The organism is Ligilactobacillus agilis, assembly GCF_025311475.1.
Lineage (GTDB): Bacteria > Bacillota > Bacilli > Lactobacillales > Lactobacillaceae > Ligilactobacillus > Ligilactobacillus agilis.
Window position 1 is genome coordinate 1,633,041 of the sequence record NZ_CP104397.1, and the last position, 21,640, is coordinate 1,654,680.

Genomic DNA, 21,640 nt, shown 5'->3' on the forward strand with positions numbered 1-21,640 from the left:
TTTCCCCCTAATTATCTTCTTGTTTTGGTAAAAATACTTTCCGCGGCTTACTTCCTTCTTGTGGGCCAATCATTCCCGCAGCCGCTAACTGATCAACAATTCTAGCTGCGCGATTATAACCAATCTTGAAGCGCCGTTGCAATAATGAAATACTACATTTTTGTTCTTGGCTAATAAATTCTAGCACCTGTTGAAAGAGCTCATCTTGTTCGTCCTTACCATTTACTCCTTCAGCCAGCTCATCATCGCTAACTTCTAGACTAGTATCATAACTAACTTCTTGCTGTTGTTTGACAAATTCGACTACTCGTTCAACATCTTGATCCGAAATATAAGCTCCTTGAACTCGAGTTGGTTTATTGCTCCCCATTGGGGCAAATAACATATCCCCACGACCAAGTAACTTTTCTGCACCATACTGGTCGATAATCGTCCGCGAATCCGTCCCCGATGAAACTGCAAAGGCCATTCTTGACGGCACGTTTGCCTTAATCAAGCCGGTAATAACGTCTACCGAAGGCCGTTGAGTTGCTAAAATCATATGGATTCCTGCTGCCCGCGCCATCTGAGCTAGGCGGACAATCGCATCTTCAACCTCATTTGAGGCTGTCATCATCAAATCGGATAACTCATCAACAATAATTACAATGTAAGGCATCGGTTGACTATCACTTTCAACTCCATCGGCCTTTTGTCGTTGAATCATCTCATTGTAACCAGTGATATTTCTTTGGCCAGTATCAGCAAAGCACTCATAACGTCGTTCCATTTCACTAACCAACTTTTGTAAAGCTCCGGCTGCTTTTTTAGGGTTAGTCACCACCGGAATCAAGAGGTGGGCAATATCGTTATATACCCCCAATTCTACTTTCTTAGGGTCTACCAACACTAACCTAACTTGGTCAGGAGTACAGTTCATTAATAAACTGGTAATAATGCCGTTGATAGCCACTGACTTCCCACTCCCAGTTGAACCAGCAATCAGCAAATGGGGCATCTTGGCTAAATCGGCTGTAACTAGATTGCCAGAAATGTCCCGCCCCAACGGAACTTCCAATGGCTTTTTGGGGTTCCGCTTTTGAGCAGAAATGATACTCTTAAAGGAAACCGTTGCTACGTTTTGATTAGGGACTTCAATTCCCACGAGCGATTTTCCTGGAATCGGTGCTTCAATCCGTAAATCTTTAGCAGCTAAGGCTAAGGCTAAATCATCACTTAAGTTAACAATCTTAGATACCTTGACCCCAATGGCTGGGTGTAACTCATACTTGGTAACGGCTGGTCCTAGGATGGCATTTACCACCTTAGCATCAACCCCAAAGCTGGCCAAGGTTTCTTCTAAGATTTTCTTATTCTTTTGCATGGCTTTACGTTCACTGGACTGGTCAGTTGCACCTACTTCACTCAATAGTGAATAATCAGGTAATTTGTAGTTAGGGTTGACTCGATTTTCCACCGTAAATTCACTTGGACTTTCTTCTTTAACGCTTGGCGTAGGGGCTTCATCCCAAACTGACACCTCTTCGACTTCATCTGCCACTACCGGCTTTGGCTTAGTTGCCACCGGCTTTTCTAATTCTGCTGCAACTATCTTTGATTCTTTTAATTGTTCTTGGTCAGGTTGCTTTGCTTTTAAAGTAGGCAGGGTTGCTTTTTCCAGACTAGGTTTAGCTTTAAGCACCAGCTCCTTGATAAAATTTCCTACTATGCCTAGCCCTTGTAAAATTAGGTAACCTAACTTACCTACTGTAGCCACAACTTGTGTAAATGAAACTTTAAAAAGTAGGCACAAGCCCAAAACCCCTACTAAACTACTGAGAATATAGGTCCCCAACTGGGCAACTAAAAAGTGGGTTAAACTATATAAACTTGCCCCTAAAATTCCGCCACCAACAGAACTTCCCAAACTAGCGTCAATAATGTCGGCTTGTAAGTATTGCCAAGTAACACTAATAAAATGGGCATGGATATCAAGTTTTCCAAAAAAATAGGCAGTTAAAGCCAATAAAGCGGCCCCATATACCAAGCTAGCGCCTAACCACAAATTATACTTTAATTTAGGCTGTTTATTAAAAATAACGAGGTAAGCCCCCAAAATTATCAACAAACCCAAGCCCAATTGATAGCTATCCCCGACAAAAATCCGGATAAAATTGCCCATCAAAGTACCAACATACCCCAAGTTAAACAGACCGATAATTCCCAAAATGATAAAACATAAACCACTGACTTGAAGTGATAATTCTATTTTTAGCTTTGTTTTCTTGCTCTTTTTTCGCCTAGGGTGTGGCTTTCTACGTGATTTGGCCATTACTAACGCCCCTTTCTTCTTAAAAATTATACCATACCTTATAAAAAGTGAGTTTTGCTAATAAAAAGGCGAGCATAACCTCTGAAAGATTCTTCTTAGGTCAGCTCACCTTTAAGTTTATTTTAACTTATCGTTTTCGTAAGTGTGTGTGCGCTCCAACTTAGGAAAGCCCTGTTGTCTTAAAACCTCATAAATGACAATTGCTGCAGTATTAGATAGATTTAGGGCCCGAATGTTCGCATCATTTTGTGGAATTCTGATGCACTTTTCGGGATTTTGCCGCATGAATGGCTCTGGCAAGCCCGTGGTTTCCTTACCAAATAAGAAGTAATGATCAGCTTCAGTATCTTGATAATCTACATCCGTATAATCCTTATTGGCAAACTTGGATACAATATAAAGTTTACTTAAATCTGGAATAGTTTCCAAAAAAGCGGGTAAGTTTTTATGGTAGGTTACTTCCACCTTATCCCAGTAATCTAACCCTGCGCGCTTAAGGTGTTTATCATCCGTTGAAAAACCCAAGGGCTCAATTAAATGCAGGTGCGTGTTGGTGCCGGCACACGTCCGCGCAATATTACCAGTATTAGCCGGCATTAGTGGTTCAAATAATGCAATGTGATTAGTCATTAATCCTAATTCCTTCCTAAAAGCATAAAAAAAGCGTAACCATTCGGTGTGGGCACGGCGAACAGCTACGTTAATGAAGTACAATTACTTAGCAACTAACGGTTTCCCGATAATTACTAACAACCGATTTCTTGAAAATATCTTAACACTATCTTTTACATTTGGCAAGGTTTTTTCAAAAAATTACTTACTCTGCAACCCGAATATATTCACCTGCAACTAACTTTACTAGGTCAGTTTGCTTTAAGAGGACGGACCGTCCAATCTTACCGGCGGAAACAGCAATCTTTTCAAAAACTTTAATCCGTTCGTCAAAATAAATTGGAAAGCCTTTTCTAATCTTAATTCCGATGGGGGTATTTTCCCCGTGAACATAACCTGTGATATTGATAAGATTTTTATTATCCGCTAAATGTACCTGCTTTTTATTTAACTGTTGGGCAACCAGCTTTAAATCTAGTTCATATTCTAAGGGCAAACAGACTACCAGGTAATCTTTAGGATCTTTATTGGCCTGTAAAACTATCGTCTTTAAAATACTTTTAGGATCCACCCCCATTGTGGCAGCTTCTGCGAGGGCATCTTTTCCTTTATTAATCCAGTCAAAATGTGTTTCAACATACTCGATGTGATGTTGGTCTAAAATGCGCTCATCGTTGGTTTTCTTTAACTTAGCTTTCTTTGCCATCTTCTTCATCTCGCTTACTTTAAGTTCTTTACCAATTGTAAGTTTTTATTATTTTAACGTCAAATAACGAACATTATCTGAGATAGCAAGTTTTATCCCTTGACTTAGCTCTATCATTTCAGTATTATTACATTGTTTGTGAGAATTCATCACTTCCAATAACGAACATTTAGTTCATAACAGAAAGGCGCGATCTTTTATGCCACCAGTATTTGATTACGAAGATATTCAATTAATCCCTAATAAATGTATTGTTAAGAGTCGGTCCGAAGTAGACACTAGAGTCAAATTTGGCCCTATGACCTTTAACATCCCGGTAGTTCCCGCTAACATGCAGACTATCATTGATGAAAAATTAGCGATTTGGTTAGCCCAAAATGGTTACTTCTATATTATGCACCGCTTTGATGAAGACGACCGCCTTGACTTTGTGAAACGGATGCATAGCCTTGGCCTATTTGCTTCTATTTCCGTCGGAGTTAAACCAAAGGAATATCAACTAATTGATGACTTAGCTGCCCAAAACCTAGTGCCTGAGTATATCACAATTGATATTGCACACGGTCATGCCCAAACTGTCATCGACATGATTAAATATATCAAGCAGAAACTTTCTGGCGTCTTTCTAATCGCCGGTAATGTTGGTACTCCTGAAGGGGTGCGTGAACTCGAAAACGCTGGTGCCGATGCAACTAAAGTCGGAATTGGTCCTGGTAAGGCATGCATTACCAAGATTAAAACCGGCTTCGGGACTGGTGGCTGGCAACTTGCAGCCGTCCGCCTCTGTGCTAAAGCCGCAAGTAAACCGATTATCGCTGACGGTGGTATCAGAACTAACGGTGACATTGCCAAGTCAGTTAGGTTTGGAGCTTCCATGTGCATGATTGGCTCTTTATTTGCCGGCCACGATGAAACTCCTGGAGAAATTATCGAAGAAGATGGCAAGAAATATAAGGTCTACTTTGGATCTGCTTCCCAATACCAAAAGGGAGAATATAAAAACGTTGAAGGTAAAAAGCTCTTACTTCCTTATAAAGGTCACATTGCCGATACCCTCCGTGAAATGCATGAAGATTTACAATCATCTATTTCCTACGCTGGTGGCAAAACCCTAGCCGCCCTCCGTAAAGTTGATTACGTCATTGTTAAAAACTCAATTTTTAATGGCGACCGTTACTAAAAACTAATCTCAGCCCCCATTTGCTATCATAGCTGAATGGGGGCTTGTTATTATTAGCGAACTTCAAACTTCCATCCTTCTTAAATACGCCTTAAACCCTAACTTTTTTTCTAAAATTTAACTATTAACCTTTAAAAAAGCAACATTTAGTGAAATGTGCTTTATTTTGTGGTAAATTATAAGTTGGTATTTATTAATTGGAGGGAAAGAGAATGAAACGCATTAAATCTTGGCGTCTTTCATTAGGATGGCAAATCCTATTAGGACTTGTTATTGGGATTATTTTAGGCGCCTGCTTTTATGAAAACATTAAATTTATTACCTTCGCCACTAATTTAGGTGATGCATTTATCAACCTAATTTCGATGGTGGTGCTCCCCATCGTGATGTCTAGCTTAATTGTTGGAATTGCTAACATGGGTGACTTACGCAAACTAGGACGAATTGGGGTTAAAACCCTAATTTATTTTGAAATCCTCTCAACCATTGCTTTTATCATCGGGATGGTAATTTCTAACTTAGCTCACTTGGGGTCTATGGTCGATTTAAATCAACTAACTAAAACAGATATTTCAACCTATTTAAAAACTGCTAAGACCACCCACGCTAACCTTGGGTCCGTCTTGATGTCAATTATTCCCACTAATATTTTTGCTTCCCTGGGCAATAACGACATGCTTCCCGTAGTTTTCTTCTCATCAATTTTTGGATTAGGCCTTGCTTCCATTGGCGAAAAAGGTCAGGTCGTCATTGATTTTCTAAACGCAGTTTCAGCAACGATGTTTAAAATTACTGGTTGGGTTATGCACGTTGCTCCTTTTGGGGTAGCCGGCTTGATTGGGGCAACTGTAGCGAAATTAGGCTTAGCTTCCCTTAAGCCACTAAGCCTCTTCATCTTAATGGCTTATGCAACCATGATTTTCTTCATTTTAGTTATTTTAGGAATTACTTCCCGCTTGTTTGGCTTTAAAATTACCGAGCAATTATTAGTGGTTAAAGACGAATTAATCCTAGCCTTTACCACTGCTAGTTCTGAGGTTACTTTACCTAGACTAATGGATAAGTCAGTTAAACTTGGAGTCGATCAGTCAATCGGGGCCTTCGTTATCCCGACTGGTTACACCTTTAACCTAGATGGTTCGGCAATCTACCAAGGGTTAGCCGTAATTTTCGTTGCCCAAGCCTATCATATCAACCTTAGCTTAAGTCAACAATTAACCTTGTTATTTGTGCTAATGTTGACTTCTAAGGGGATGGCCGGAACACCAGGTGCATCTTTTGTCGTCCTGTTAGCTACGGTCGGAACAGTCGGCATCCCTACCTCAGGTATCGCTTTGATTGCTGGAATTGACCGGCTTGTAGACATGGGCCGGACTGTCGTTAACGTTATCGGTAATATGACTGCTACCTTGGTGATCGGTAAATCAGAAAATGAATTTAACCAAGCAACTCATGACCGCTACGTCGCTAGTTTTAAAAAATAACCATTGGTATTAAAAAAAGCTTGAAATCAATGATTTCAAGCTTTTTTCTTGCTCTTAGCCAAAAGTAATTTCCATTCCCAATTCCAAATCAGGTAATTCTTGGGGTTCTAGGTAAACCGCGTTATGTTGGGGACTGTCAGGAACAGCCTTGAATTGTAAGACCGTATGGCCAATTTCCAATAGATTACTTGCTACCATATCACCTAAATAAGTAATCTTATAGGCTTTAGAACCGATTACCACTTGCTTACCTACCGCTAAATCGTAGTCCTTTGGGCCCTCAAATTCTTGAATGACCGAGACCGCCCGTAATTCCTTACTAGCGCTGGCGTCAAATAAAATCAACATCTGATCTTTTTCATCGACGGCTTTAGGACCAATGTAGGTTATCTTACTCTTAATCATCTTATCCACCTCAACTTTTTATTTCCCTTCTATTTTACAATAAAATTCATCTTCCTTACACCTTTAAGACTTGTACCAACAAATATTAAAAATCGCTGTCATTTATGCTATACTATTAGTGTTGACAATTCAATTCGAAAGGTGTGTTATTTCTATGCAAGAACCCGTTTTATTCGGAACTTATACCAAAAAAAGTAGCCACGGTATCTACCGGGCTTTCCTAGATACTGAAACCAAGACACTATCCAAACCCGAACTTTTTTTAGAGGTTCAAAACCCTACCTACCTCACCTTAAGTCCCCAAAAGACCTTACTTACCATTTCAAGTCAGGAAACTTTGGGTGGAATCTCCAGCTACAATGCTACTAACCAAGCCTTGTATAATGAAGTCTTATTTGACGGCCCTAACCCATGTTACGTTTCCTTAGACGAAGACCGCCAATTAGTGTACAGTGCCAACTATCATAAGGGGGAAATTCTTAGTTACCAACTAGCCGCCGACCAAACGCTAACCTTAGCGGACAGGGTTGTCAAAACCGGCAGTGGTCCCTTACCCGAACAGACTGCCGCCCACATGCATTACAGTGATTTAACCCCTGATAAACGCTTAGTCGCCATTGATTTAGGGGCAGACACCGTTTATACCTTCGATGTTGCTCCTACTGGAAAATTAACGGAAGTAGCTGCCCTTAAAGTCCCTGCCGGCTTTGGACCACGTCACCTAGTCTTCGCTCCTAATAAACAATATGCCTACTTAGTTGGTGAACTTAGCAGCCAGGTAGCTACTCTTCGTTACCATGATGATGGCCACTTTGACTATCTAGGTGCACTTAAGACCATCCCCGCGGACTGGACAGAACATAACGGCGCTGCCGCTATCCGGTGCTCACAAGACGGTAAGTTTGTTTACGTTTCTAACCGGGGTCACAACTCCCTGGCAGTTTTCACAGTTCAAGCAGACCACAGCCTAACCCTAAGTCAGTTAATTTCAACTGCCGGTGAATTTCCGCGGGATTTTGCCCTCGACCCTAGTGAACACTTTGTCGTAGTCGCTAACCAAAACACCGATAATGCTAGCCTATACGAACGTGATACTACCACTGGGCAACTAACCTTACTTCAAGCAGATATCGCTTTACCAGAAGGCGTCTGTGTTTGCTTCGAATAAAAGTAACTTCCAAAAAGTCCTAGCTTCAAAAGTTAGGGCTTTTTTTCTACTTGCTTAGAGAATATTTATTTGCTATGATAATAGCCGTTATTTACTAACACAGTGGTTCGCAATTATCCCACTAAAAAAAACTAAGGAGCGTTTTTCATGAAAAAACTTACATTATCTGATTTAGTAAAAGCCGGTGTAGTGGCGGCTATTTACGTAGCCCTCACCTTGGTTAACCCTTTAAGCTACGGGGCTGTACAATTTAGAATTTCCGAATTTCTAAATAACCTTGCCCCCTTCAACAAGCGTTATGTTTGGGCCTTAACCATCGGCTGTGTCATCGCCAACCTCAACTCACCATTGGGCGTTTATGACGTTATCTTCGGTTCACTTGGAACATTAGTTATGACTGGGCTTAGCTACTTCTTAGCTAAAAAAGTCAAATCGGTTCCTGCTAAATTAGCTATTACCGTCATCATCTGCACCCTCATGAGTTGGAGTGTGGCTTTAGAACTTTACCTGTTAACCGATGCCCCATTCTGGTTTACTTATCTCACCGTTGCTTTAGGTGAATTTGGGGCTTGTTTACTAGGAGCAGTTATCGTTTGGATTTTAAATACTAGAATTGATCTAAGTAAGTAAACGGAGGCTTTTATGACATTTGAAGAAGTTTTACCCCAACTAAAGGCGGGGAAAAAAGCCGTTAGGACCAAAGGCTGGTCTGGCTTTGAAGAATATATTTTTGTAGTTAGCGCTGATACTTATCAAGGCCAAGCAGTTAATCCTTATCTTATGATTAAGACTAAGGAAGAACCTAGCCTCTCCCAGTACATGCCTACTTCATGTGACGTCTTGGCTGATGATTGGGAGCTAGTCAATGATTAACTCTTATCCTGACCTGGCTAAAAAGGTGGTAATCATTACTGGAGTGGCCTCTGGCATCGGTTATGCCCAGGCCAAAGCCTTTCTTACTAACGGCTGCCAAGTTTTCGGGCTGGATAAACAGACCACTGCCAAGATTACTGAGTTAACGGCAACTTTTGGCAGTAATTTTTCCTTCAGTCAAGTTGACGTCAAAGAAGAAGACCAGCTAGAAAAGTTCGTTAAGTTAGTCCAAGCTAAGTGCTCACGGATTGATATCTTGTTAAATACCGCCGGAATTTTAGATGGCTACCGCCCTAGCTTAGAAACCCCGCTAGCTTTTTTTGACGAAGTGATTGCAACCAACCTCCGGTCTGTCTTCATCTTAACTAACCTAGTCTTACCCCAAATGTTAAGCCAAAAACACGGGGTAATTATTAATATGGCTTCAATCGCTGGTTTAGTAGCTGGCGGTGGTGGGGCAGCTTATACTACCGTTAAACACGGGATTATTGGCTACACTAAACAATTAACCTATGACTATGCTTCAGTCGGGATTCGCGCAAACTGCATCGCTCCCGGAGCAATTAACACCCCGATGAATGCCGCTGACTTCGCAGGTGATGGGGCTATGGCTAAAGAAGTTGCCGCCTCAACCCCTGCCAAGCGTTGGGCTAACCCTGAAGAAGTCGCCAACCTTAGCCTCTTTTTAGCTAGCCAGTCTGCCGACTATATTCACGGCAGCGTACTTCCAATCGATGGTGGTTGGTTAGTGAAATAACCACAATAACGCCCGCAAACTCACATTTACTCGTAAGTTTGCGGGCATTATTTTTGCCTATTTTTAGTTTAAACCATCCATTTCAAAAATACCTGGACTAAGCCAAAGTATAATATCACGGACGAAACGTCACTGACGGTGGCAATCAAAGCCCCAGGAACCACGGAAGAATCAATTCCAATCCGATCCAAGCCCCATGGAACTAGACAGCCTAACAAATTAGCAGTAGCAATCGACAACATCAAAGCTAGGCCTAGCACTAAGCCTAAAAGGTAGTTATGTTGCCACCAACCAGCAATCAGAGCAAAAACTAAACCGGAAGCTAGCCCCACTAAGAGTCCTGCCCAAACCTCGGCCAAAATTAGCTTTCCAAAGCTTTCAGACTCGTCTTCCTTATTGGTTAACCTTCTAGCGGCCACAGCTAGACTCTGGGTCCCAGCATTACCAGCTGCCCCCATAATCATGGCGATGAAAATAATCAAGGTACTGTCATCTTGAATCAAAGCTTGATAGTGTTCAATCACTACCGCTGTGGCTAAGCCTAAAATTAAGAGGCCCAAAGACCAAGGCAACCTACTCCAAGCCGCCCTAAAGGGATTAGCCGGTGTATTTTCAACATCGACCCCCGCAAAGCCAGAGTAATCTTCTGCCGATTCCTCATCAATGACATCAATGATATCATCGACGTTAATAATCCCAATCAAAGTATCGTCAAAATCGGTTACGGGCAAGGCTAAGAAATTATAATCCCGAATAGTTTGGGCAACTTCAGCTTGGTCTTCATCAACTCTAACGGACATAACGGGAGTATTCATGAGGTCACTGATTAAAACGTCGTCATCATTAGTCAACAAATCACGTAAGGTCAAGACCCCTTGGAGTTTATTTTCGTCTTCAATCACATAAATATAGTAGATAGTTTCAGCATCTAAGGCCTCTTTTTTTACAACCTGCAAAGCCGAACGGACTGTTTGGTTGGCGGTGATAGCTACGTATTCAGTAGACATAATGGCCCCAGCCGTCTTATCTTCATAATGTAACATCTCGCGAATCTCATTAGCAGCTTCTTGAGGCACATGATGTAGGTATTCATTTAAATCCTGTGGGTCCGCATAAGCTAAAATATCTACGGCGTTATCCGTATACATTTCATAAATAACTTCCCCTGCATACTTCAAGGGCATCTCTTTGAAATAACCAACCACATCTTGGGGCTCTTCTTCAATCGCATTAAACATGTCCCCAACTTCTTCAGGGGTTAAATAGCGATACAGCCTCGCACGTTGAGTCTTATCTAGGTCTACAAAAATTTGTGCTTGCTCATAAACGTGTAAATCTAAATAAGCCTCCCGAAAGGCTGTCGCTTTTTGCTTGGTTAATAGTGCTTTAATCTCTATTTCTCTATCATGTGTTGTCATATTTGTTTCAACCATGATGTTATCCCTCTTTTATCTGTTTTTTTCAATATAACCTTGCATATCTGCCGGCAATTCGCTAATAAATCGTAGCTGTTTTTCCAAGAAAGGGTGATAAAAACTTAACTGCTGACAATGCAAGGCTTGGCGCTGAAGCGGCAGCTCTATATTCCCACCATACAATTCATCACCAACCAATGGGTGCCCCAAATACTGACTATGCACCCTAATCTGGTGTGTTCTACCAGTATGTAACTTAACCTGGCACAAGGTGGCTTTTCCTAAGCGGTGTATGACTTCAAAGTCTGTTAACGCCGCCTTACCATCGGCGGCTACTCCCCGTTTCATTGTGCTGGTTGCCAAGCGTGCAATTGGCTGGTTAACCTCTAACTTAGTCCAAGTAACTGATCCTGTCAAAAGCGCCCAATAACGTTTGTCAATTGCATGCTGACGTAGCTGTTGGTCTAATAAAGCATGTGCTAAGCGGTGCTTGGCAAATAAGACCAAACCAGATGTATCCCGATCTAACCTAGTAGCCACGTGGGGAATAATCCCTTGATATCCTCGCAAGTCATAATAACCAGCAACTCGATTGACCAATGAATCTACTGGATGCAACCGCGAAGGAATAGTCGCCACCCGGGCAGGTTTATCTATTACCAAAAAATCTCGATCCTCATAGATAATCTTTAAGGGGACATAGGATTTAGCTAGACTTTGCTTGCGATTTTTTTCGACCGGCAACCGTAGCCAAACTTGATCGTTCGGGTAAAGTTTATCCACAATTCGGCCGGATTTGCCATTAACTTCCACTTGCCCATTATCATTACGGATGGTTGCTAGCAAGCGACGCGATAATCCTTTTTGTTTTAAAAACGTCTTTAGCTTTATCGGGGCTTGTTCTTGGTAAGTCCACTTAATCTCCATACTCGTCACCTATAAATGCCTCTTGGACTCGGTGCCAAAAATGAGTGTGGCGGTACTTCGCAAACTTAATTCGTTCCTTGGCAATCTTATACCTTATTTGGCGGATATTATGATCATGGTAGCTGTTAGAATCGACGGTCAACAATAAATCCTGCTTATTTTCTCGACTAGCCATTGGTTTTAAAGTAATCCAATCATTCGACGCAATAATCATCGGCGAGCTTAAGGTACGAAAGACCTTATTATTGATGGAACTAATTTCTGCAATTTGCATTACTTCCATATCAGGATGAACTACCGCTCCCCCGACAGATTTATTATACCCCGTCGACCCAGTCGGTGTAGAAATACATAGACCGTCTCCTCGGAACCGTTCAAATAATTCGCCCCCAATATAGACGTCGGTGACCATCGTCGAACTAGCACGCTTTAAGGTTGATTCATTTAAGGCTAAAAAACGTTGCGGTCTATCTTGATTATTATAGTGAACCAACACGTCCAATAACGGGTAAGATACCGATTGCCGATTATCGGACTGTAAACTGATAACTAAGTCATCAATTTCATCATCGCGCCAATCAGTATAAAAACCTAAATGCCCCGTATGGACCCCTACAAACCGGATTGTTTCCAATTGCTGGCGATAATGATAAAAGGCAGATAGCAAGGTCCCATCTCCACCAATAGTTACCACTACTTCTGGAGTAACCTCATCAATTATAAAATGCCGTTCTTGAAATTTTCTGGTTAACTTTTGTTTCACAGCTTGGGTTTTCCGCCCCATATTGGCAAAAATTGCGACTCTCATTTTTCAACCCCTATTATTTATCGTCTTCTACTTTTGGTTTTTGTTTCGTCTGAAATAAAACTTGGGCCTCTTTAATTTCTTCTCTAATATCAGACATTTCCTTGTCTAACATGAAGGCAGCTTCTGCAGAACGTCGCAAGCGCTCTGCTAGCTCTGGCGGAAATGCCCCTTGATATTTGTAATTTAGGGAATGTTCAATCGTTGCCCAAAAATTCATCGCTAAAGTTCTAATTTGGATTTCCGCTTTAACAACCCTTTGTCCGTCCAATCTCTGAATAGGATAGGAGATTACAATATGATACGAACGGTAGCCACTTGCCTTTTGATTAGCGATATAATCTCTTTCCTCGAGCACTTGCATATCATAACGCTGTTTCAAAAGCTCTACTACTAGGTAAATATCTTCAACAAATTGGCACATCACCCTGACACCAGCAATATCTTCCATATCCTCTTCCAAGCGGTCAAGGCGAATATTGCGCCGTTGCATTTTTTCAACGATACTAGCAATGGGCTTAACTCGTCCAGTTACAAATTCAATCGGTGAATGTTGTCCTCGTTGTCGATATTGATTTCGTAATTGACGTAGCTTTAATTTCAATTCAGCGACGGTCTGTTCATATGGTTCTAAAAATTGTTGCCAATCTTCAATCATAGGACATCCCACCTTTCTGTACCTATCTAGTTTAACACAATTCCTAGCATAATTGATTACTTAGCTTTTTAAGGGCAAAAAAATTGCAAAAATCATTTATTTTGTTAAAGTATAAGTAGAATTAAACTAACGGTATTAGTTTGGAGGTATTGATTGTGTTAGAAATGTATCTGTTTATTAACCCGCTTGGGGCAGTGTGCTACCAAGCAGAACAAGATATTTTAACCCTGGTGGCACGATCAGATAAACAAATTAACTTTAGGTTCATCCCACTCCTAACCCTCAAAACGGTTACTAGTGTTATGAAGACTCGCCACATTCCCCTAGGCGATTTAGAACAAAGAAATAAGCTTGCCAAGGAATTGTATCAAGCTGCGCTCGACTGTAAAGCTGCGCTGTTCCAGGGCAAGAAGAAAGGCCGAGCTTTTTTACTGTACATCCAACAAGCCTTCTTAAATTCACCAACTAGCTATAACGAAGCCTTAGCCCTTAGCGCTGCTAAGGCCTGTAAACTAGATGTCGATATGTTTCTCGAGGACCGTCAATCAGAGTTTACGGAACACCAATTTCAACAAGACCAACAGCTAGCTGCTAAAATGAACGTCACAGATCACCCTACCTTGGTTTTATATAACTTGGAAGGCTTTGATTGTGGGGTAGCAGTCACAGGCTGCGATTCCTTTGATGTCCTTGAAAGTATTATCCATGGCAACATCCCCCGGGAGTTAATCTTAGAACATCAAACTCGCCAAAGACTGCACCCTCTTAAGAATCAAAAAAAATCTAACCTGCCTCCTTGTTAACTAAATAGCGAGCCCTTACTTTGCTAGTAAGAGCTCGCTATTTATTATGCTATTTGAGTAATAAACCCTCTAATTGATTCAACCGCTTTTCAAATACTTTAAACGCCTCTTGCAGGTAGGCACTTTCTTCCATATTTACCCCAGCTTGTTTCATAACTTCAAGTGGATAGTTAGAACTACCCGCTTTAAGATAGTCTAGGTAAGCAGTTAACTTAGCTGGATCTTTGCTTAAAATATTTTGGGAAAGGGTTGTTGCCGCTGCAAATCCCGTCGCATATTGATAAACATAGAAATTATAGTAAAAATGAGGAATCCGGGCCCATTCGTAGGCAATTTGCTGGTCATTAACCACGGCCGAACCATAATAATGTTGGTTTAATTTACCATAATAATCGGCTAACTTTTCGGCTGTTAATGCCTGGCCACTAGCCTCTTGTTCATGTAGCCATAACTCAAATTGGGCAAACTGAGCTTGTCTAAACACGGTTCCCTTAAACCCATCTAAATAATGATTTAAAACATAAGCTTGTACTTGCGGATCTTTTTGCGTCTCCAACAAATATTGGGTTAGCAAGTTCTCGTTAGTGGTTGAAGCAATTTCTGCTAAAAAGATGGGATAATCTCCGTACTGATAAGGTTGGTTATGCGTTGTAAGGTAAGTGTGCATACTGTGACCCATTTCATGTACAAGTGTAAATAAATTATCTAAATTATCTTGCCAGTTTAATAAAATATACGGTGCAGTATCATATACCCCGGAAGAGTAAGCACCACTTCTCTTACCTTCGTTTTCAACCACATCAATCCACCGACTAGCATAGGCTTCTTTCACGTGCCCTAAATAGTCGTCACCAAGTACCGCTAGCGCCTTTAAACTTTCTTGCTTAGCTTCCTCGTAGGTATAAGCTAAGTTGGCTTTACCTGTAAGGGGAGTATACAAATCATACATATGCAATTCGGTTAGGCCTAAGACCTTTTTTCTCAATTCAACATATCGGTGTAACAATGGTAGGTGTTGTTCAACCTGTTCCAGTAAAGTGGTGTATACTTTAACCGGAATGGAATTACTTGCCAAGGCTCGTTCTTGGGCTGAATTATAACCACGTAATTTAGCTTCAAAATTATGCATCCGCACGTGGGTAGCTAATGTAGTAGCCAGGGTGTGTCTAAATTGATGATAGACTAGGTAAAGCTTTTCAAAGGCCTCTTTTCTTACTTCCCGGTTTACGGATTCTAATAATTTTCCATAAAGTCCCTGTGATAGTTGAACTTTATTCCCCGCTTCATCACTAACTTGCGCAAACTTAAAGTCGGCATTGTTTAGTACCCCAAAAATATTTTCGGGCGCTCCTAAAATATCACTAGCTCCCGCTAACAAGGCTTCTTCCTTGTCGCTTAAAATATGGGCTTTTTTAGCTAATAGTACCTCCAATAAATGTTGATACTGCTGTAACTTAGGCTCAACCTGTAAGTAAGTTGCAACCGTTTCTTCGGATAAGGCCAGCAATTCTGGTTCAAACCAAGCTATCTTAGCGGAGACTTCCGCCACTAACTTTTGAACCCGTGTGAATAACGCTTGATATTCAGCGTTTTTAGTATCTTGATCATTTTTCATGCTAGCATAGACATAGATTTTCTCTAAGGCACGATCTAAGTCTAACCACGCTTCTAAAGCCGTCAATAACGTTTGGGCACTTTGTCCTACTTGGCCTTGATAGGTTAAGAAAGTTGTTGCTTGTTGCTCTAACTCCGTAACAGCGGTATCAAATTCACCGCTATTTGCAAAAATCAACTCTAAATCCCAAGTTAATTCTACGGGAACTTCTTTTCTTTGGGGTAATTTTTTTACCTCAGTCATCCAATCACTTCCTTAGTAATAATTAGCTTCATTTTAGCAAAAGCTAGGTTAATTGCAAGCCGCTGCTAGCAAGGTGGGGGGGTATCCTAACGAAGGGAAGCAAATATAAACTATCTTTTAACACCGCTTGGGTATCCTGGTAATCTAATAGCTGAAAGCTCCTAAGTACCAATAAAGGCTTACGATAAAGAGGCGGGTGGTAGCTGTCTATAAAAATTTGTTTAGGCAGATCAGCTAGTGTTAACCCCTTGGTATAACAGTAAGCCCGCAGACTCGCTAGGGATTTACTGCCATAATATATTTGTTGTTGAAACTTGTATTCTTGGGTCATAATCTGTTTGGCTGTTAACGGATAATAACAAATTTCGTGCCGTGCATGCAAAAATGCTACTAGTTCTTGAAATGAGTAAGCATAGTGGCGCAAATATTTTAGTGGCAAAAAATCGGCTTGCTGAATAGCATAGTCAATTTCAAAGCGCTTGCGTGCAATGTCTAAAAAAAGCAGATAAAAGCCCAAGTTAGGCGCCCAGTGCATAAACATTGCATTTTGTTGAGTTAAGCGCCCCTTTAAAAAATAGCGCTTACCTAAAATCCAAATATAAGCTAACCTCCCTTGCTTATAGCCCCTGGAGCGGTAGACCAACTTTTGAAATGATATGGGGGCACATTGATATTCAAATGCAACTAGACCGCAACCAGCTTTTTGTCCCAAAATATCAGGTCGTTGATGCAACTCACTCTGGTAAGCCTCGTATTGGACCTGCCAGCCGGCCTGCTTTAGCTCGTGATAAATAAATTTCTTACCTTCCAAATGTTCGTCGCTTTCTCCTTCACTAAATAGCTGGCAACTATGCCTAGGATGAGCAAAGTGGGCAACCTTTTTTAACCCCCGCTTTAAAATTAACTTTTCATGACAGCCTGGGACAATAATAGCTATGGTTCTTTTGAGCTTGATTGGCACTTACTAAAAGTTTTGCCTCGGTTTGCGCATACAACATAAAAAAACACCTCCTACTTTTATAGTTCGCAAAAAAAGTAGGAATTAATCTTTTTTTCGTTATTCTTAAGATAATCTTAAACATACTAAAAGCAGGCCTGCTAACCCTAGCAGACCTGCTTTGAACTTAGTAGCTTTTAACCAAAGTAACCGCGCGCAATTTCTAAAGCATTTCTTTTCATAATTAATCGTGCCCGCTCCTGGATTACAGCAGCAGAAAAAGAAACAACTTCTCCGTACTCATAGGCAATCGCTAAAATATCTTTGATTTCATTTTCATTGACTTGATCAACAAAAAAGATTAACTCTAAATAATATTTATCGTCATACTTATACAAGTTAGATGCAACCCCATCTACATCTAGTTCCTTGACTAGTTGGATGAAGTCTTCAAAATTGGCAAACGATACTAAGTAACGCTTTTGCATGTTACTTTGATCATCTAAGTAATCCGACTTAGCTTGCAAGCGTTTAGTTTCACTATCATTGGCAGTCAACATCTTATTCTCACTCTTTTCTAAGGCAGCACCTAACTGCTTACGGATAAAATCCGTGATATCATCCGCATCGCCTAAGTCATTAATGTCTACCTGTTGAACCCGTTTGCCTTTTTTTTCCAATTCTTTAAGTGGGGAAAATGGTTCTTCATCACTATCTGGATCCATTTTGGTGATAAACAATTCCAAGCCATTAAGGTTAGGCATCAGCTGAAAAGTCACCGCGTCAGTTTCACGAAATTCGTGCTCCGTATCTACCTCATCTAAGATACTATAAAAAAAGCTTTCTATTTCTTTTTGGTTTCCAAGTAAGTCAAGGACGGTTATCCCACGTTCGGTTAAATCATCGTTTTCAAGCGATACTTTAATCGTATTCTCGTTGATTTTCTCCATTTCCATTAGTGGTCACCCCTTCTCTCAAAACTAATCAGTAAAAAAAGTTAAATACTGATACTCCCCTTTATCATAGCAGAAAAGCGTAAAAAAAACCACCCATTGATATGGGTGGTTGCTCTTTAATAGAATCCTGCCAATTCCTGTGCTTTTCGTAATTCCAGCGCCCGCACTTCTCGTGGTAAGAAACGCCGAATTTCATCTTCATTGTAACCCACTTGTAGGCGTTTATCATCCATGATGATAGGCCGCTTTAAAATGCCAGGGTTATTCTGAATTAACTCAAATAAATCTTTTAATGGGAGTTCATCAATTTCAACGTGTAAATCTTGATAAATTTTAGACCGTTTAGAAATAATTTCTTCCGTTCCATCTTCGGTCATTTGCAAAATTTGTTTAATTTCGTTAACCGTTAGTGGTTCGGAAAAGATATTTCTCTCAGTAAAAGGAATATCGTGTTCTTTTAACCAAGCGCGTGCTTTACGGCACGATGTACAACTTGGTGATGTGTATAGTGTAACCATAAAAATCGCTCCTTTACAGTTAAAACCTAACCTTTTATCGACAATCTTTTCTACACGTCTTATTATACATCAAATTTCAAAAAATTAATACCTTCTCCCTAAAAAAATTTATGGCTGGTTGAATGTTTTTTTGACTATAAATCTGTAAATCATTATTATATCAACTCTTAAACTAATTGACCGGCTAATGTTTCCTTGCGGGGGTTTTCACAAAAACTTATTTAATCAATAGCAAAAGTGTATATTTTACACAATTTTAACTAATTGGTTAAAGTTACACTTGTTAAGTTTGCTGGCTACCTTGTAAAATATTTATATAATAAAGAAAACGTTTTAGGAGGAAAATATATGCAGACACAGCTATCTGACTTTGTTAACTTACAAACACTCACTGAAGACCTAATCATCGAATTAGCCTATGCTACCCCTAATAATTTCACCGGCCAAGTGGTATATGATTTTACTACCGCCATCGCCCGGAGGGGTTCTGCCCAAAAATTAGCTGAAGCTAGCAAAATTTTGAAAAAGCAGGGTTATCGCATCAAGGTCTGGGATGCTTACCGTCCAGTCTCCGCCCAATTAAAGCTCTTCGAGGTTTATCCAGATCCCACCTTTGTTGCTAAGCCCAACCCCAACTTCAGCCACCAAAAAGGTGTTACCTTTGACGTTACTTTAACTGACTTAGCAGGTAAAGAACTAGTAATGCCAACAGCTTTTGACGACTTCAGCGAAAAAGCTAAACGATCTTCTAAGCACCTCTGGAGCCCTGAAGCATTAGCTAATTACAACCTCCTCAATGATGCCATGACCCAAGCAGGCTTCATTGGTTATCCTAACGAGTGGTGGGATTTCCGTGATAGCCAAATGGATGAATACGGCCCCTTAAGCGCCAACCCTAACGATTACTAGTCCGTATAAAGATTAAAATAACCCACCTTAAAAACGCTAGAAACCAGTGCTTGATTTCTAGCGTTTTTTGCTCTTTCCTATAGTTCTATTCTGAATCCTGATTCCTATTAATCTGCCATTATTAAAGCAGCACTACTGACTAATTACAATAAAGGCGCAATCGTTTTAGTCAACGCACCAACCACCTTGGTTGTCACCGGCTCTTGTTGGAGGCTTGCCAATGTAACTGGGGTTGACTTGGCCTTAGTTTCCTCAAAATCAGCGGCAATCGCTGGAATGCAATCCGTCTTATACATAAAGGCTGCACATTCAAAGTGGTGGTATAAACTACGATAATCGAGGTTAATTGTTCCCACCACCGCTTTTTTATCATCGGCCACAAAAACCTTAGCGTGAACAAAGCCGGGGGTGTAAAGATATATCTTAACCCCCGCTTGTAACAGCTGCTTGAAGTGCGTTTTGGCTAAAGCATATGGGATAGGCTTATCTGGAATTCCCGGCAAAATCAACTCAACATCCACCCCGCGTTCAGCCGCAAAGGTCAAGGCCCGCTCCATTTTACCATCTAAAATTAAGTAAGGGGTCATAATGTGAACGTAGTTATGCGCTCGATTTAAAATGTCCATGTAGACATTTTCAGCAACCTTTTCTTCCTCTAGGGGAAAATCTGCATACGGAATCACATAGCCACTCGTTTTGGCTGGCACTTTACTTTCAACTTCTAGGTACTTAGAAAAATCCACTTCTTTTTCGGTAATATTCCACATCTGCAAGAATAACTGGGTGAAGGTCTTAACCGCCTTTCCTTCAAGCATAATTGCGGTATCTTTCCAATGACCAAAACGTTCTAGTTCGTTGATGTATTCATCAGCCAGGTTAACTCCACCCGTAAAGGCAACCTGTCCATCGATTACTAAAATTTTACGGTGATCCCGGTAATTATAGTAAGTAGAAACAAAGGGGTGAATAGGTGAAAACATCTTGGCTTTTATACCCAATTTAGCTAACCGTTGCGGGTAATCAACACTCAAGGTGGTAAACTCACACATCCCGTCATACATTACCCGAACTTCTACCCCCTCTTTAACCTTTTGGGCTAGAATTGCTAGAATTTCACCCCACATCTTTCCTTCAGCAATAATGAAATATTCCAAAAAGATAAACCGCTTAGCTTGTCGTAACTGGTGAAGCATTTCCTTAAACTTCGCTTCTCCGATTGGAAAATAAGTCACCTTCGTATCTTGATAAACAGGAAAATTATCATTAGTTCTTTGCAAATACTTGGCTAAACCGTAAGTATCAGCGTCTTCTAACTTCAGTTTTTTCAACGCTAAATTGTCCTCGGTTAGACTGTGCTTACTTTCGGCAACCAGCTGCCTAATTCGTTTACGTAATGCCCGGTGCCCGATATCACTTTGCGTATACAGAAGTAATACCGAGCCAAATAAAGGGGCTATCGCTATTAGTAATAGCCACGTTGTTTTAGCACTGGGATCAATCTTGCTGTTGACTAAATATAGCATCATTATAAAATCAAAAACTACTACTGCCACCGTATAGTGGGGAAATTCTTGACTAAACCACTTGAATAAACTAAAAATCCATACCAACTGTAACAGTAACAACAAAACTACTAGCCCTAAGCGACTAAATAAAATGCGACCAAGCCCGTTTTTTTGCTTAGTCAGCAACTGAATTTCATGTTCCTTCACTACACTCACCTCTACTTATATTTTAGCCTAAATATAAGTGGATTAAAATTCCGCTTGCCATAAAATTGGCTGCCGGGCTTTAAGCGAGGCTGGTACAGCAATTATTCGTTGGTTCGCAGACCCCCGGAACTGTAGGGTTAAATCTTTTTGCGCTTCCAAAAAACGACCGTCAACCAAAATATCTAGGTAACTCAAAAGCTCTAGTTTATCGGCAGATTCTTTTTGCAGCTCTTCCCAGGTGTAACCACTCCAAGACCAAATATCCTTTTGGTGTCCGTATTCAGCCCGGACCCTCTTCACCAATTGAAGGCAAACTTGTGTGTTTAAGAAAGGCTCTCCTCCCAATAAAGTAAGCCCTTGAACATAAGACTGGCCTAAGTCGGCAATAATTTGGTCTTCTAAGGCCTTGGTATAGTCATAGCCGTAGTTAAAATTTTGGGCCACCTTGTTATAACAACCAGGACAGGAAAACTTGCAGCCACTAACATACAAGCTACACCTTACTCCTTCACCATCAACAAAGTTAAACGGCTTGTAGTCTGCAATTTTTTGCTGACTTAAATTACTTGCCAACCACTCTTTAGGCTCCGGATTGCGCGGCAATCTAGGGGCTTTAGCTCTAGCCTGTAAGTCTTTGCACTTCATT

At 40.7% G+C, this 21,640-nt stretch carries 22 protein-coding genes and 1 riboswitch; of the genes, 8 read left to right on the top strand and 14 right to left on the bottom strand.

Annotation, left to right across the window (positions count from 1 at the left end):
• Positions 1–7: 7 nt before the first annotated feature.
• The 3 genes from N4597_RS08240 to N4597_RS08250 all read right to left on the bottom strand — a co-directional run bounded on the left by N4597_RS08240 (position 8) and on the right by N4597_RS08250 (position 3,638).
• Positions 8–2,311, bottom strand: a complete 2,304-nt coding sequence (locus tag N4597_RS08240; RefSeq protein ID WP_260903384.1) for a DNA translocase FtsK — start codon at positions 2,309–2,311, stop codon at positions 8–10.
• Between the two features lie 117 nt (positions 2,312–2,428).
• Positions 2,429–2,941, bottom strand: coding sequence for a tRNA (cytidine(34)-2'-O)-methyltransferase (locus N4597_RS08245; protein WP_050611226.1), 513 nt, complete (start codon positions 2,939–2,941; stop codon positions 2,429–2,431).
• Positions 2,942–3,128: 187 nt separating this feature from the next.
• The gene (locus N4597_RS08250; RefSeq protein WP_056976990.1) at positions 3,129–3,638 is read right to left on the bottom strand and encodes an aminoacyl-tRNA deacylase; all 510 of its coding nucleotides are present in this window, start codon (positions 3,636–3,638) and stop codon (positions 3,129–3,131) included.
• Between the two features lie 190 nt (positions 3,639–3,828).
• On the opposite strand from N4597_RS08250, the gene N4597_RS08255 reads away from it, so the two are divergent.
• Together N4597_RS08255 and N4597_RS08260 are read left to right on the top strand one after the other, a co-directional pair.
• Positions 3,829–4,809, top strand: a complete 981-nt coding sequence (locus N4597_RS08255) for a GMP reductase (protein ID WP_050611228.1) — start codon at positions 3,829–3,831, stop codon at positions 4,807–4,809.
• A 212-nt stretch (positions 4,810–5,021) separates the two neighbouring features.
• The gene (locus N4597_RS08260; RefSeq protein WP_167589028.1) at positions 5,022–6,293 is read left to right on the top strand and encodes a cation:dicarboxylate symporter family transporter; all 1,272 of its coding nucleotides are present in this window, start codon (positions 5,022–5,024) and stop codon (positions 6,291–6,293) included.
• A 54-nt stretch (positions 6,294–6,347) separates the two neighbouring features.
• Here the strand turns inward: N4597_RS08260 and N4597_RS08265 are convergent, their stop codons facing one another.
• Positions 6,348–6,698 (bottom strand): PTS glucitol/sorbitol transporter subunit IIA, encoded by a 351-nt coding sequence (locus N4597_RS08265; RefSeq protein WP_056976987.1) that lies wholly within the window; start codon positions 6,696–6,698, stop codon positions 6,348–6,350.
• 154 nt (positions 6,699–6,852) lie between these two features.
• On the opposite strand from N4597_RS08265, the gene N4597_RS08270 reads away from it, so the two are divergent.
• The 4 genes from N4597_RS08270 to N4597_RS08285 all read left to right on the top strand — a co-directional run bounded on the left by N4597_RS08270 (position 6,853) and on the right by N4597_RS08285 (position 9,496).
• Positions 6,853–7,866: a lactonase family protein gene (locus tag N4597_RS08270; RefSeq protein ID WP_172573915.1), complete on the top strand. Its 1,014-nt coding sequence runs from the start codon at positions 6,853–6,855 to the stop codon at positions 7,864–7,866.
• A gap of 96 nt (positions 7,867–7,962) precedes the next feature.
• Positions 7,963–8,007: riboswitch (PreQ1 riboswitch) on the top strand.
• Positions 8,008–8,013: 6 nt separating this feature from the next.
• Positions 8,014–8,496: a QueT transporter family protein gene (locus tag N4597_RS08275; RefSeq protein ID WP_050611232.1), complete on the top strand. Its 483-nt coding sequence runs from the start codon at positions 8,014–8,016 to the stop codon at positions 8,494–8,496.
• A 12-nt stretch (positions 8,497–8,508) separates the two neighbouring features.
• Positions 8,509–8,739, top strand: a complete 231-nt coding sequence (locus N4597_RS08280; protein ID WP_050611233.1) for a DUF2829 domain-containing protein — start codon at positions 8,509–8,511, stop codon at positions 8,737–8,739.
• The gene (locus N4597_RS08285; RefSeq protein ID WP_260905274.1) at positions 8,735–9,496 is read left to right on the top strand and encodes a 3-oxoacyl-ACP reductase; all 762 of its coding nucleotides are present in this window, start codon (positions 8,735–8,737) and stop codon (positions 9,494–9,496) included. Before N4597_RS08280 ends, N4597_RS08285 begins: the two co-directional genes overlap by 5 nt.
• 68 nt (positions 9,497–9,564) lie before the next feature.
• Here N4597_RS08285 and mgtE read toward each other — a convergent pair whose 3' ends face one another.
• From mgtE to N4597_RS08305, 4 genes are read right to left on the bottom strand one after another with little or no spacing between them, the layout of a single operon-like run.
• Entirely contained in the window at positions 9,565–10,929 is a 1,365-nt protein-coding gene (mgtE, locus tag N4597_RS08290; RefSeq protein WP_094130307.1) for a magnesium transporter, read from the bottom strand.
• Positions 10,930–10,944: 15 nt separating this feature from the next.
• Complete coding sequence (locus N4597_RS08295) at positions 10,945–11,838, bottom strand: RluA family pseudouridine synthase (RefSeq protein ID WP_170091372.1); 894 nt, start codon at positions 11,836–11,838, stop codon at positions 10,945–10,947.
• A complete protein-coding gene (locus N4597_RS08300; protein WP_056976982.1) occupies positions 11,828–12,646 on the bottom strand; it encodes an NAD kinase in 819 nt (272 codons plus the stop codon). Before N4597_RS08300 ends, N4597_RS08295 begins: the two co-directional genes overlap by 11 nt.
• Before the next feature lie 13 nt (positions 12,647–12,659).
• On the bottom strand, positions 12,660–13,301 hold the full coding sequence (locus N4597_RS08305; RefSeq protein WP_089144115.1) for a GTP pyrophosphokinase: 642 nt from the start codon (positions 13,299–13,301) through the stop codon (positions 12,660–12,662).
• A gap of 164 nt (positions 13,302–13,465) precedes the next feature.
• On the opposite strand from N4597_RS08305, the gene N4597_RS08310 reads away from it, so the two are divergent.
• Positions 13,466–14,104, top strand: coding sequence for a DsbA family protein (locus N4597_RS08310; protein ID WP_225435949.1), 639 nt, complete (start codon positions 13,466–13,468; stop codon positions 14,102–14,104).
• A 49-nt stretch (positions 14,105–14,153) separates the two neighbouring features.
• On the opposite strand, the gene pepF is transcribed toward N4597_RS08310, so the two are convergent.
• The 4 genes from pepF to spxA form a co-directional block, all read right to left on the bottom strand.
• Positions 14,154–15,962, bottom strand: coding sequence for an oligoendopeptidase F (gene pepF, locus N4597_RS08315; protein ID WP_260903393.1), 1,809 nt, complete (start codon positions 15,960–15,962; stop codon positions 14,154–14,156).
• Positions 15,963–16,005: 43 nt separating this feature from the next.
• Positions 16,006–16,923 (bottom strand): competence protein CoiA, encoded by a 918-nt coding sequence (locus N4597_RS08320; protein WP_260903395.1) that lies wholly within the window; start codon positions 16,921–16,923, stop codon positions 16,006–16,008.
• 173 nt (positions 16,924–17,096) lie between these two features.
• The gene (locus N4597_RS08325; protein ID WP_260903398.1) at positions 17,097–17,855 is read right to left on the bottom strand and encodes an adaptor protein MecA; all 759 of its coding nucleotides are present in this window, start codon (positions 17,853–17,855) and stop codon (positions 17,097–17,099) included.
• A gap of 116 nt (positions 17,856–17,971) precedes the next feature.
• A complete protein-coding gene (gene spxA, locus N4597_RS08330; protein ID WP_050612525.1) occupies positions 17,972–18,373 on the bottom strand; it encodes a transcriptional regulator SpxA in 402 nt (133 codons plus the stop codon).
• Positions 18,374–18,721: 348 nt separating this feature from the next.
• Here spxA and N4597_RS08335 point away from each other — a divergent pair, with 348 nt between their 5' ends.
• Positions 18,722–19,282, top strand: coding sequence for a M15 family metallopeptidase (locus tag N4597_RS08335; RefSeq protein ID WP_094130322.1), 561 nt, complete (start codon positions 18,722–18,724; stop codon positions 19,280–19,282).
• A gap of 143 nt (positions 19,283–19,425) precedes the next feature.
• Here N4597_RS08335 and cls read toward each other — a convergent pair whose 3' ends face one another.
• Together cls and nrdG are read right to left on the bottom strand one after the other, a co-directional pair.
• On the bottom strand, positions 19,426–20,970 hold the full coding sequence (gene cls, locus N4597_RS08340) for a cardiolipin synthase (protein WP_167589040.1): 1,545 nt from the start codon (positions 20,968–20,970) through the stop codon (positions 19,426–19,428).
• 66 nt (positions 20,971–21,036) lie between these two features.
• The gene (gene nrdG / locus N4597_RS08345; protein WP_167589041.1) at positions 21,037–21,639 is read right to left on the bottom strand and encodes an anaerobic ribonucleoside-triphosphate reductase activating protein; all 603 of its coding nucleotides are present in this window, start codon (positions 21,637–21,639) and stop codon (positions 21,037–21,039) included.
• Between the last annotated feature and the right edge of the window lies 1 nt (position 21,640).